The organism is Methanobacterium lacus, assembly GCF_000191585.1.
Taxonomy (GTDB): domain Archaea; phylum Methanobacteriota; class Methanobacteria; order Methanobacteriales; family Methanobacteriaceae; genus Methanobacterium_B; species Methanobacterium_B lacus.
This window is the reverse complement of the sequence record NC_015216.1, coordinates 842,906-856,512: the sequence shown is the minus strand read 5'-3', so window position 1 is coordinate 856,512 and position 13,607 is coordinate 842,906. Positions and strand designations below refer to the sequence as shown.

The window sequence follows — 13,607 nt, the reverse complement described above, 5'->3', positions numbered from 1 at the left end:
TAATCCTTAAATAACTAGTTTTACTCATTTAATATTCCCCACAACCTTAAAATAAATTATTAAGCCATATTTTTTAATTATGGTTCGTTTTATTGTGTCAAAATCTTCGATTGGAATTTTAAGGCATGGAAATGTCCATGTGAAATTCATCACAAAAACAGGTAAAAATAATATATTAGGGTGAGTATACAAACCAAACTACATGAATTATGTGGGTTTGGGGGAAAAACTTGATAAAAAAATTCATCTTGTGCATCTGCTTCATTTGTTTGTTAACATTTTCTATCCAATCTATAAGTGCTGCAAACATCGCTGTTCATCCTGGAGAAAGCATTCAAAATGCAGTGAATGGGGCAAATGATGGAGATAATATTACTGTTTATGATAACAACAACCCATACACCTACAAAGAAAGTATTACCCTAAACAAGAAGATAACAATTAAGGCCTCGGGAAATGTGACTATTGAGGCTAAAAATTCTAGTTCTGCAGTATTTACCGTTAATTCAGCTGCTTCTGGATCAACCATTCAGAACTTTATCATGACCAAAACTGATTACTGCATCATGATAAACAATGCCAACAGCTGCATCATATCCAACAACATCATATCCCGAATTAATTTAGTTGGAATACAATTTTACGGGAATGTTTACAACTCAAAGGTCACAGGCAACACCATAACTGGTGTTGATCCAAGTGTTGGAAATGGGGTGAGTTTTGAATATGGAACAGTATCAAACAACACCATAACTGGAAATACCATAAGCAACTTTTTAAATGGTATTATTTTCAACGATAACAGTGCAAACAACACAGTATCAAACAACAGGGTAAGTTGCAATGGTTACAGTGGAGTTGGAATTTATACAACTGACAATTCTCGAGGCATGATCATAACTGGCAACACAGTTACAGGTGCAGAAGACGGAATAGCAGCACAGCAAATAGGAACCAGTACAGCAACCAACTTCGTAATGACTGGAAATATTTTAACAGGCAATAAAAATGGCTTCTGGGTGTGCTTGGGTAACAGCACCATATCCAACAACACAGCTTCAGGAAACCTTGTAAGTGGATTGGACATAACAGGCAGCTACAACAGGATTTTAAACAACAACGCTTCAAAAAATGGCAACTGCGGAATAACACTGGGCAGGTATGGAGATGCTGATTACAACACAGTTGCAGGTAACATACTCGGCTACAATCAAGCCGGTCTGAACACTGCAAGTCACCACTCAACCATCACTGGGAACAACCTCTCAAACAACAATAACTACGGTGTAATAATCACGGCTGACCACGTTAAATTGGGTCAGAATACATTGGAGAACAACACCGACGGAGGAATATTATTAATAGGCACCTACAACACCATTGATTCTAATAATATTAACAAAAACTCATTAGGTATTGTTCTACAGAGTTCAGGAACTGCAGATTATAACTGGGTAATCAACAACAATTTAAACTACAACAACAACGGGATTAACAGTGGCAGTCCCTATTCCAGTTTCATAAACAACACAATTAATAATTGTTTAGAAAATGGTTTGGTAAACACTGCAGATCATGTTAATATAACCAAGAATATGGTGGAAAATAATAAGGGAACAGGTATTTTGAGTATTGGTACCTACAACCTCATCAAGGAAAACATCCTCACCAACAATTCATTGGGGATCTGTCTTCAGAAATCCACAAATGGAGATTATAATTCTGTAACAGGAAACATTGCCAGCAACAATGGTAATGGAATAAACAATGGAAGTCCATGCACAGAAATAGTTAACAACACCGTTAACAACAACTCTGAAAACGGCATGGTAAACACCGCAAGTAACGTGAACATCCAAGGCAATAGCGTCCTGAATAATGGGGGTACAGGAATTCTTAGCGTTGGAAGTTATATAAACATTTATGATAACTTTCTTAAAGGTAACAACCTTGGAATCTATTTAATCAGCTTTGGCAATAATGATTACAACGTATTGACCAACAACACTGCTATTTACAATATCAACGGGATAAACAGCGGATCTAACGGTACCAATTTTTACAATAACACCTTGAACTACAACAATGAAACTGGCCTCACAATTACCGGTTCCAACTGTTACGTGGTTGGAAATTTAATGTGCTACAATAAAGACGCCGGGCTGACAATTACTGGTACAAATAATGTTGTGATCATGAACCGGTTGGAACAGAACCTTTACGGTGCATCATTTAGTAATTACAAAGCAGCTGTATTTGGTTTTAACAGTGTGGTTGGAAATACATATCAGTTGTACAGCCCTGATACATCTGGAAAATTGAATGCCATTGACAACTGGTGGGGTTCAAACAGTTCTCCTTCAAATATTTATGGTTTGTTCACAGTCAGCCCTTGGATCGTTTTGAAATTAGTTTCAAGTTCTAATAAAATTAATTTGAATGGTGTTTCAAATATCACCGCAGATCTAACCTGGAACAGTGCAGGCGAACATACTGTTCTGCTTTATTCAGGAGTTTTTGTTCCAGATGGAATTCTTGTTAATTTCAGCTGTGATTCACTGGGTTGTTTAAGCAGTTTGGTTTTAAACCTTGTCAACGGTACTGCAACTACATGTTTTACTGGGAAAACTAACGGTACTTCCACAATAGGAGCTACAATCAACAATCAAAATGTTTCCACAACTGTTATTGTTGTTGGAGGAACCTCTTTAGCAATTAACTCCACAAACGGACACAAAGGTGATGTGGTAAACCTTGTGGCAACTTTAAAGGATGGTAATAATCTGGCATTAAATGGTAAACCCATCAAATTTTGGGTTAATGGAAATTTGGTTGGAACTGCCACAACCAACGGTAGTGGTGTCGCCTCCATCCCCTACACTATAACTCAGGATCCAAACAGTTTCACGGTAACAGCTCAATTTTTGGGTGATGATGTTTATACTGGCTGTAACGGAACAGGCAGTTTATTGGTAGTAGCAAATCTTAAAAACACGACGATCACCCTTAAACCAGTATCAGGATATGTTGGAGACACTGTTAATTACACTGCAACCCTTCATGATGTTGATGGAAATACAATCTCAGGAAAGACAGTTGAATTTTATCTAAACGGTACATCGATAGGATCGTCAGTCACAGATTCAAATGGTGTGGCAAATTTAGTTTACAAATTAAACCAGTCCCATGGTATTTACACCATTATGGCTGTTTTTAATCCGGAAGAAATTTACAGGGGATCTAATGGTACTAACAACCTGCAGATTAATTTAATTCCTACAACCATCGTTGTAAACAGGGTTACAGGTTACAGGGGATGTGCTGTTGATCTGTCTGCGGCTTTGAAGGATCAAAACAATTCACCCCTAATTGGAAAAACAGTTTATTTCTCCATTAATGGTTTTGAAGTAGGTAATGCAATAACAGATGAAAAAGGTGTTGCTGTACTTCCAATAAATTTAATTGAACCTGATAGTTCCTATCTGTCACTTTCAGAGGATGATGATTCCTACGTTGTACTGGCAAAGTTTTTTGAAGATGAAGATTACTTAGCTTCAGAAAATTACAATAACCTCATAGTAAAACTCATTCCTTCGAGTATTGGCTTTAATTCTGTTACCAGACATAATGGAACCAATTTGAATCTTATGGCGTCCTTGAAAGACTATAATAACCAACCAATTAATGGAAAAACATTGGAGTTCTACATTGGAAATATTGAGGTTGGAACAGCCCACACCGATGTAAATGGTGTTGCAACACTGGTATACACTGTTTCCCAACTTTCAAGAACGTACAGTTTTATGGTTAAGTTTCTGGGGGATGATGATTACAACGAAACAACTGCCACAGGTTATTTAACTATTGTTCCTTCAAAAACTGCCCTATCTGTGTTGCCAACAAACAGTTATAGAACTTTAAGTACTAATTTAAAGGCAAAACTAGTTGATGAAGCAGGGAATGGACTTTCTGATAAGAATATAAGTTTTTTTGTTAACAACTGTCTCATTGGAACTGCTCTGACCAAGAGTGATGGTATTGCAACTTTGATCTACACCCTAAACAGTTGTGGTTCTTACAATTTATCAGCAGAATTCAATGATACCATTGATTACAAATCATCTTCAGACAAGCAAAGCTGGATTGTACAGACCCTCCCCACAAAACTGATAATTAAATCATTAAAGAGTTACAAGGGAGATAAGGTTAAATTACAAGCCACATTTATAAATACCGTTAACAATGTCCCACTATCTGGAAGAACTGTTTACTTCTACGTGAATGGTAACTTAGTTGGAAGCGGAATTACCAACAGTTCGGGAGTTGCGAGTTACTTGTACTTGGTGAAGTATTGTTCAGGTTCTTACAGCCTCAAGGCAGAGTATAAAAAGGATAATTTGTACGGTGGTTCAACCAACAGCACATCCCTAAATATTCAAAAAATACCCACCAAGACAGTTACAAGCAGTGCATCAGCTAAAATGAATTCGAGAATTAAACTGATGGCAACTCTTACAAATCTACATAACAACACCAAACTAACAAATGCCACAGTAAAATTCTACGTTGCAGGTAAGTGCGTGGGATCTGGTGTGTCTAACAAGTATGGAGTGGCAACTATCTACTACACAGTTAAGATCAACAGGGGCACCCATTACATAACAGCCAAATACTTCTCAAACAACACCTACAACGGAAGTTCAAGCTACAACAAGCTTAAAGTGATATGATTACAGGTTAAATAGCTGAAGCTTAAAAAACGTTTCTTAGGTTGTGATTTTCTACCCTCAATCCCAGTTCATTTTAAAATTGTTTATTGATGATAATTTGCAAAGCTCCAATTTTCAATTTGATCACTCATCCATTTTGCTTCAGATAAAATTGGTTTTTTATGGGCCTCAAAGTCCCAATTGAATATTGAATCCTGGTTTTAGTAACGTAACTGCTATTTTCCAAAAAGTTGATTTTCCACGAATATTGGATTTATGTGAAAAACAGCACATTAAGGGACAAAAATGATATATATGAGTGAAGTTACACACCATTTTACTAAAAGATTCGTTAAATGGTAGAACTATGGAAAAAAAAATAGTTTTGTACATGATGCTGGTTGGCATATTCATATTTTGCGTACAATCAGTTTCGGCTTCAACCATATCTGTTCATCCAGGGGACTGTATTCAATCTGCAATTGATAAATCTTCAAATGGAGATACTATTTTAGTTTATGATAAAAACAATGCAGCTTATACCTACAAGGAAAGTTTGTACATCAATAAAAAAATTCACCTAAAATCCAGTGGAAAAGTTACTATAGAAGCAAAAAATACGAGTTCCGCTGTGGTTACAGTTAATTCTCAAGGTTCAGGATCGTCTATTCAGAATTTTGACATGACTCAAACCAACTACTGCATCGTAATAAACAACGCAAACAGCTGTTATATCTCTGGAAATAAAATTAAAGGCACTTCACTGGTCGGTATTCAGTTTTATGGTGATGTTTCTAATTCTAAAGTTTTTTACAATCAGATAACTGGTGTGGATTCACGTGTGGGTAACGGTATAAGTTTTGAATACGGTTACTGTAGTTACAACAACGTTTCAGGAAACACAGTATCGAATTTTTTGAATGGAATTCTGTTCAACGACAGAAGTGAATGCAATTCTGTTGAAAACAACATCTTAACATGTACTGGTAGGAGCGGGGTTGGAATTTATGCAACAGACAACTCACGTTCCATGAGGATCATTGGAAACACTGTTTCAGGGGCTGAAGATGGAATAGCAGTGCAGCAGATGGGAAATTCAGTCGCAACAGATTATCTCATCAACGCTAATAAGCTCAATGGAAACAACAATGGAATGTGGATTCGTTTAGAAAACAGTACAGTCTCAAACAACTTGGCCAACTCAAATATTTTGAGTGGCATTGATTTAACTGGCAGATACAATAATATTTTGTGTAATAATGCTTCTTACAATGGTATATGTGGAATAACAATTTCAGGTGTTTGTAATGATGATTACAATGTTGTTTCAAAAAATGTGCTCAATCATAACATGGCAGGAATAAACAGTGCTAGCCAGCGATCTTACTACTACAAAAATACAGTATCATACAATACCAAAAACGGCATGATTGTTACAGCTAATCACTCTAGTTTAACCTACAATAATATCAACAACAACGGTGGGAGTGGTGTGCTCTGTATTGGATTGTCCAACCTTATTAAATCCAATCAGATCTCTAAAAATAATCTTGGAATTTACCTTCAAATGGCATCAGCTGCTGATTACAACACTGTGAGCTATAACAATGTGTACTGTAACCAAAATGGTATAAACAGTGCAAGTCCCTATTCCCAGTTATGTCACAACAATGTTAGTAGCAATACAGAAAATGGAATTATTAACAATGCCGGACATGTTTCAATTAGTTCTAACATGATTAAAAATAATAAATGCAGTGGTATCTTGTCCATAGGTACCTACAACAGTTTCACATCCAACAATATCTCGGGAAATAGCATGGGGATTTGCCTACAACAAGCTTCCGATGCTGATAATAATTCTATCAAATCAAATTCAGTGACCTACAATAAAAACGGTGTAAACAGTGCTTGCTCATATTCAAACTTCGTTTACAATACAATTAACAACAACAACGGTACAGGAGTCACCATCACAGGATCCGAGTGTAATATCTACGGAAATTCCTTGAGTTACAACAAGGTAGCTGGGCTCACAATAACTGGTAGCTATAACAACGTGACACAAAACTCTATTTACAACAACCTTTATGGGGCATCATTTAGTAGTGCTCTTGCAGCAGTTTTTAACTTCAACAGAGTTGTGGGAAACACCTACCAACTTTACCAACCTTCAAATGAAGGAACTTTATTAAATGCCCAGTTTAACTGGTGGGGTTCAAACTTACGACCCGTGAAGGTGTACGGTGCATTCAACTTTTCAAGATGGTTGGTGCTTAGATTATCCACAGTCAAATCTCAAATAGCAGGAACAAGCTCATGTGTAGTTGCAGATTTAAATCATGACTGGCAAGGTAAGGATGTTTCTAGCCTAGGGCATGTGAAAAATGGTTTCACCATTTACTTCCACAGCACCCTTGGAACCATAAGCTCAAATGCAAAAACTGTGAATGGAACTGCAACAACATGGTTTAAAGCCGTCAATTTAGGAACTGCAAATATTAATACTGTTTTAGATTCGCAAAAAACTCCTAGATCTGTTTCAGTGTACTCTGCAGTTAGATTTATCAACGTGGCCCAAAATGCTATAAACGTGTCCAACACAAAAACAATTCAATTAACTTACAGTATGCCAATTAAATTTGGAAGCAAAGTTTCCATAGAACTTAAAAGTAGTAGTGGGAAGAAAATATCAATCTGCCCAAGTATAAAATCAAATGTTCTTACAATTTCACATGCTACACTTGCTAGGGGAACCAAATATGCGTTGGTCATACACACCGGAACCATAACTGACATGAACAACAAGCCAATGCCCCTTTACAGCCTAAGTTTCACAACAGCAAAGTAGTGCTGAAATCTAGGATCAAATAGAAAAGTTATCAATTTTTTGGAATCTAGTCTAAAAAAAAAAGTATGTACAAAAAAAAAATGTGATTATTTTTAGGATATAACTACCTTAGGATTCATCCATTTTGTTGAGTATTGTCCTGATATTTTTCAGTGATTTGTGGAGGGTTTCCATGTCTTCATCTGAAATTGAGGATAATTTTTTCATTATCTGCTGATTTGAATGTGAATGCCAATCCTCAATGAGTTGGTTGCCCTTTTCTGTTAGGGCTATGTTAATTACCCTTCTATCATTTTGATCTGGTATTCTCTCTGTGAGTCCGTTTTGAACCAGCTTGTCAATGAGTGAAGTCATGTTTGATTTGGATATACAGACTTTCCTTCCTATTTCAGACATTGGGAGGGGACCACGCTTCTTTAAAACCTTAAGAACATGAAAGTAAGAATGGGGCATTGAGTTGTGTTTCAAACTTTTTTTGTGTTTAAACAGTTTGTTTTTAAATAGTGGAAATAAAAGATACATTTCCTCTGTAACTTGAATTAATAGTTCTTTATCCATGACCATTCCTCATCTAATGGCCCATTCCAATTAAACCTGTTAAATTTCCGTACACGTAAGGAATGGAGTCCCCATTATCAATTTTCTTACTACTGTTTTGTTGGGTTAGGTTTAAGTACGTATCTAAATGCTCCTAAAAAAAAAATATTCTCTACGGATTTTATCGAATTGGATCAGCTGCTATTTACAGCAGATTTTAGGGACTGTCTCCAGTCCCCAAATATGTTGTTAATATTTTTTTTAGGTATTATTCTTTGAGCATGTCGCGAATCATTTTGAGCATTTCAAGTTTTTGTTCAGACATTGAAGCCTTCATATCTAACTTGGTAGCTATTATTTTCTTTTTTTGTTTCATGATTTCTGCTTTCTGCTCTTCCATGGATATCTTCATGTCCATCTTTTTTTGTAGCAGTTTCTTTTTATCTGCATCTGAGAGTTGTTCCATGACCTTCTTCATGAAGATCATTTTACCATCTTTACCATGCATTCTGCTTTGCATGGCGTGATGTTTCATATAATGATGCATTTTGTATCTGCTTTCCTTATCCATCGGTCCGAAATTTTTTTCATCACACATAGTATCACCATTTTTCTCCATCTTTTTTTGAGTCGATCTGATATCATAAAATGACCAACCCATAGTTATACTATAGAACTATTCTGTTAATAAAGGTTCTGTTTTATAACTATTTTATATCATACTATTATTAAACAGAACTAAAACTTGTATTACTAAAAACAAGATTTATAATGCTCACCACATCCCAACAGCATCCTAGTTAAATCAAATAAAGGTTAAATTCAATAAAAGCTGATTTTAGGCAGATGAAACCATCCTCACATATTTTAGTAACCTATCTTAACCAAAAGTCATATTAACTGGTTTATTCAAATTCAGTTGAAAAATAGTAAAATTAAGTTTAAGTAAAATTAGGTTTATATATCCACTTTCCAACTAGTGATCCAATTTGATGGTCAGGTATTGTGGAAGTATATTTTTGATTCGTATATTAATTCTAAATAATTAAATCTTGAAGGTGAAATGATTGGATATTATACAGGCAATAATTTTAGGAATTGTTCAAGGTCTGGCAGAATTTTTACCAGTGGCCAGTGCTGGACAGGTTATTTTAGTAACACATATATTAGGAGTTACATTCCCTTCACAGTCAGATGCTCTAGCATTTAACACATTACTGCACCTCGGAACACTCACCGCCATCGTTGGTTTCTTCTACAGGGATCTCATAAAAATTATCAAAGCATTCATAGACAGTTTATTGGACATATTCCGACAAAAATTCAAAGAAGGTCTTAAAGAAGATGTTTACAAGAGGCTTGCATGGCTCATGCTCATGAGCACAATACCTGCAGCAATAGTTGGTGCACTGTTTAATAAACAGTTCGAAATCCTTTTTGGAAGTGTTGTTGCAGTCGGAATATTCTTAATAATCAATGGTTTTATACTGTACAGTACCAACTATGCTAAGAATGGTAAAGATACAGTTAAACAACTCACCTTTAGAAACGCATTTTTAATAGGTGTTATGGAATCTCTTGCCTTGTTTCCAGGAATTTCAAGATCCGGTACCTCCATCAGTGCAGGCTTATTTTTAGGTCTTGAACGAGAATGTGCCGCAAGATATGCGTTTTTAATAGCTTTACCTGTCATAGGTGCAGCAGTCCTATTCGAAATCAAAAATATAGGTGCATTGTCACAAAACAGTCCTGTTACAATGGTAGCAGCGTACCTTGCAGTGGTTGTATTTGGTTACCTGTCCATAGGTCTTCTGATTAGACTCATAAAATCAACGAGTCTCAAAGTATTCGCATATTACTGTTGGATAGTTGGTGCTTTGACTTTGATTTTGAGCTATGCATATGGTTTAATCTAACTAAATCTTTAACCCATGAAGAAATATATTAACATAACAAAAAATAATTGTAAATTATGGATAAAACTGTTAAAAGATGATTAAACCTAACTAATTATTTATTATAAGAATTGAAGGTGAAATATTTTGAAATTTAACAAAGTGAACATTTTGGGGATTTTAATGATCCTCTTCGCAGTTTTACTGGTCTTTACCAATTTTTTAGACAAGATCATTTTAATGCTTACCTACCATTTCCTGGAAGGTTCTTCACAGGGAAAATCCATCATACTCTTCACAGTCATGGGAAGCATCCTACTACTCTATCCTCTCTTCGAAGTGAATGGATTTATAGGATCCAAAATCTCAAACCTTGGATCCATATTCAAATTTGAACCAAAAAAATACCTCAAGATCACCATCTGTTTGCTGATTTTAACATATTTAGTTGGAATGTTGACAGAACTGTTAATACGGTACAAATTCGGAGTATCACCCTTCAATACTTTTATTGCTTACAACAGTAATTCCTACAGTTCAACTGCCCTAACACACAGCCACGTATTTAAATCCATGTTGGGGCTGGTGATAAGTAACCTTGGAATTCATATTAATGCCGGCATAAATGCCGGTGTGGCTCTCATACCCTATACTTTGCCGCTTGCTTTGATAGTGTTTGTAACCTATCCCCTCATCTATATTGGTGGGTTGATAGCAGTTGCAAATGAAAAGAGATTCTTGTATCAAATATTACTCGCATTTGCTGTTACAGTGTCTCTCATAGGCGTGCTTGACGGAGGTTTATTTTCAACCCCTGCTTTAGTAGGTCTTGCCACACTTTTAGGTATTTACTTCATCAAAAAACCATTTAAAGCCAAAGATTTAATAAAACCGAGTGTTATAATAATAATACTCATCATACTAAGAGTTAGTTTAGGAATTTTAGGTACGAATACAGTATCGCATGAAATAACCATACTGAATCCTTCAGACCACATTGATCTTCAGTCCTACAACGTTACAAGCATTCAAAAATTGGATAATAAAACTGTTTACAGTGTTCCAGGAAACACCAATGATAAAGTTTTATTAATGGGATTAACAAGAGATCTGAAGGGAAATGGAACTGGATTTTTCCTATCCTGGAATATCTACTCTTTTGTATGACTAATTTCAGATAATACTAATTATAGATAAATAACTAATTTGTAATATTATATTAAGGGCACCTATTGGGGTACAAAAGAAAATTTAAAAAAAATCATTTGTAAAAATTATTAGGTGACAAAAAATATGAGTAAAAAAATTTGGGTCACAGTCATAGCTCTAGGATTAATTGCTGTTATTGTAGGATATTCATATGTTACAGTTTCAAACGGACCTATAGAACCATTGGGACGATTATCTTTCGTTAAAATTGCTAATCCAGATATGTATCCCGGACATCCGCATGCAAATCTTTTAGGTGTGTATGCACTTCAAAGAAATTCTAAATGTGCCATGGTACTGCACTTTGCTGGAAGTTCAAATTACAGGAGCTTCCCAGAACTTGTTAATGACACTGCCAGTCACCAAACAGGGAATGTTTACATCATTGAGGTTGCATTTATAGATACTCAAGGTGGAGGTTCTAAGAGCATGAGCCAGATAGATCTGTTGGATTCACTTAAAGTTGCTCTTTACGGTGTTCCAGACGGTAGGTACAAGTACATGTCTGATGGAACAATTTACAACACCTACGATGAAATGATGGCACATGTAAACCAGCTTGCCCAACAGCACAATCAAACAGGACCCATACCGACGGTTTGGCACGGAACTGTGAGGACAGACAACCCCTTAATGGATCCCGGATGTGGATTCCCATTGTACTTCCAGATCATGACCAAAACCTACGGTATTGTTCCGGCCTATGTTTACACCGCCTATGGATTAATGCAGGTTTTCATTTACAGTCCATACTGGAAATATGAGTTAGCCCATGCTACTGAACTTCAAACACTCTACAACGAAGGTGCTTTAAACCTTGATAAGAGTAATGTGGCTTCAAATGTTGACAAGTACTACCAAAATTTAAGTAAACAGGAAACTATTTCACAGGAAAACTTGACTAACTACGACTAAAATCGTAAATGAGGGTTATTAACCCTCTAAATTCTCTTTTTTTATTTTAAATTCTTTGAAGTTATGAGTTGCAAAATTTTATGTTAAAATTAGATTTTTGTATACATAAACCAAACTCAACCATAATTGTGAATCCTTGACATTGATTCAAAATAGGATGTTGAATACTAATTTGTAACAGAAAAAGATAATTTAGGTGGATATTGTTTGGATTTAACCCGTTGATTAGGTATATAAGTGATTAATAATAGAATAATATTAACATATTAGGTTAAATTATACTCCAATGAATTGTATGAAGTAATTTAGACGAAAATTAGAATTCTTTTACGAAAATCTACTTTGGTGAACTAATGATCAGTTTGTTGTTGGATCTATTGATACCGCTATTTGCAATATTTATTGCAGTATTTTCAAAGCGTTTAGACATAAACCAAAATTTTTACATTAAACTATTCTTTGGACTCTTTGTTATTTCCATTTCCAGCGCAATTATTTCCTACGTAATTCCATCACCCATACTAGGACTAGTTGGATCGTTTTATATGTGGTTAGCCTTTGGATTTGTTTTGCTACATTCTTCAAAGGTTTTAGGAAACAAAAAAACTTTGATATTCTTCATCATTGCATATTTATTTGGTTTTACATTTGAAGCGATTGGAGTTAAGTACGGCGGCATATTTGGCATGCCCTACTACTATCAAAACATACCAACCTTCTTTTTCGGATTAGTTCCAATTTCCACGCCTATATCATGGAGTATTATTATTTATTTCAGCTACACCCTTACAAATTTATTTCTGTTCGGATTTGGCGGGAAAAAACCCAGAAAAACTGATGATCGTGGATATTTCTGGGTCATGATCGTTATCCTTTCGGCCATAGGTGGATTTGTAGCTCTTAACTTGGACATGATCCTGGACCCCGTTGCCGTTGCTCCACAAGTTGGGGGGTGGGTTTGGTCAGGTGGAGGTCCCTACTTTGGAATACCCATAGGCAATTTCATTGGATGGTTTATGGTTTCTGCCGTGGCAATCTTAATTTTCAGATATTATGAGTCAGTCTCATCAAAAACAAACCCGAAATATGAATTAAATATTCCTTTAAATTCATATATTGTGCTGCTATATTTCATTTATTTCTTAGAAAATGCTGTTCGAGCATTGACCTTGGGTAAAGTGGAGTATATCCTAATCGGTGCAACCACCATGATGCCCTTCGTTTTAGTATCGTTGTTAGTTTTGCTGCTTTTATGGAAGAATGAAAACCACTGCTAACTTATTTTAACTCTAAATACTGAGTTATCTGGTTACAGCCCCAATAAAAACTTGAGCTGGAGAAATTAGGGAGGGCCTATTCTAATTAAGGGGTTTTAATAGTGGAATTTACATTAAAATATTATTGTTTTTTTGTTGGAATCAGGATATTTCATTTATTAACACTCTTTTTGTGATTTTCATCACAGAATTCCTGTGTAATTATTATATGTAT

Annotated in this window: 8 protein-coding genes; 6 read left to right on the top strand and 2 right to left on the bottom strand. The window is 35.5% G+C overall.

Translation table 11 applies throughout. From position 1 onward, the window contains the following. Positions 1-230: 230 nt before the first annotated feature. Together METBO_RS04460 and METBO_RS04455 are read left to right on the top strand one after the other, a co-directional pair. Complete coding sequence (locus METBO_RS04460) at positions 231-4,730, top strand: right-handed parallel beta-helix repeat-containing protein (protein WP_013644482.1); 4,500 nt, start codon at positions 231-233, stop codon at positions 4,728-4,730. A 346-nt stretch (positions 4,731-5,076) separates the two neighbouring features. Continuing rightward, entirely contained in the window at positions 5,077-7,560 is a 2,484-nt protein-coding gene (locus METBO_RS04455) for a NosD domain-containing protein (RefSeq protein ID WP_013644481.1), read from the top strand. A 108-nt stretch (positions 7,561-7,668) separates the two neighbouring features. Here the strand turns inward: METBO_RS04455 and METBO_RS04450 are convergent, their stop codons facing one another. Both METBO_RS04450 and METBO_RS04445 read right to left on the bottom strand, forming a co-directional pair. Then, positions 7,669-8,118, bottom strand: coding sequence for a MarR family winged helix-turn-helix transcriptional regulator (locus tag METBO_RS04450; protein ID WP_013644480.1), 450 nt, complete (start codon positions 8,116-8,118; stop codon positions 7,669-7,671). A 247-nt stretch (positions 8,119-8,365) separates the two neighbouring features. Next, positions 8,366-8,695, bottom strand: a complete 330-nt coding sequence (locus tag METBO_RS04445) for a hypothetical protein (protein ID WP_144017512.1) — start codon at positions 8,693-8,695, stop codon at positions 8,366-8,368. Between the two features lie 469 nt (positions 8,696-9,164). Between METBO_RS04445 and METBO_RS04440 the strand changes: the two genes are divergently transcribed. From METBO_RS04440 to METBO_RS04425, 4 genes are all read left to right on the top strand, one after another. Continuing rightward, complete coding sequence (locus METBO_RS04440; RefSeq protein ID WP_013644478.1) at positions 9,165-10,013, top strand: undecaprenyl-diphosphate phosphatase; 849 nt, start codon at positions 9,165-9,167, stop codon at positions 10,011-10,013. A gap of 126 nt (positions 10,014-10,139) precedes the next feature. Continuing rightward, entirely contained in the window at positions 10,140-11,159 is a 1,020-nt protein-coding gene (locus METBO_RS04435) for a hypothetical protein (RefSeq protein WP_013644477.1), read from the top strand. A gap of 126 nt (positions 11,160-11,285) precedes the next feature. Further along, positions 11,286-12,116 (top strand): hypothetical protein, encoded by an 831-nt coding sequence (locus METBO_RS04430; RefSeq protein WP_013644476.1) that lies wholly within the window; start codon positions 11,286-11,288, stop codon positions 12,114-12,116. Between the two features lie 353 nt (positions 12,117-12,469). After that, the gene (locus METBO_RS04425) at positions 12,470-13,393 is read left to right on the top strand and encodes a carotenoid biosynthesis protein (protein WP_013644475.1); all 924 of its coding nucleotides are present in this window, start codon (positions 12,470-12,472) and stop codon (positions 13,391-13,393) included. Positions 13,394-13,607: the final 214 nt, after the last annotated feature.

Coding starts and splice junctions, on each gene's coding strand:
- METBO_RS04455 (WP_013644481.1), top strand. CDS start 5,077: ATGGAAAAAAAAATAGTTTTGTACATGATGCTGGTTGGCATATTCATA.
- METBO_RS04450 (WP_013644480.1), bottom strand. CDS start 8,118: ATGGATAAAGAACTATTAATTCAAGTTACAGAGGAAATGTATCTTTTA.
- METBO_RS04445 (WP_144017512.1), bottom strand. CDS start 8,695: ATGTGTGATGAAAAAAATTTCGGACCGATGGATAAGGAAAGCAGATAC.
- METBO_RS04430 (WP_013644476.1), top strand. CDS start 11,286: ATGAGTAAAAAAATTTGGGTCACAGTCATAGCTCTAGGATTAATTGCT.
- METBO_RS04425 (WP_013644475.1), top strand. CDS start 12,470: ATGATCAGTTTGTTGTTGGATCTATTGATACCGCTATTTGCAATATTT.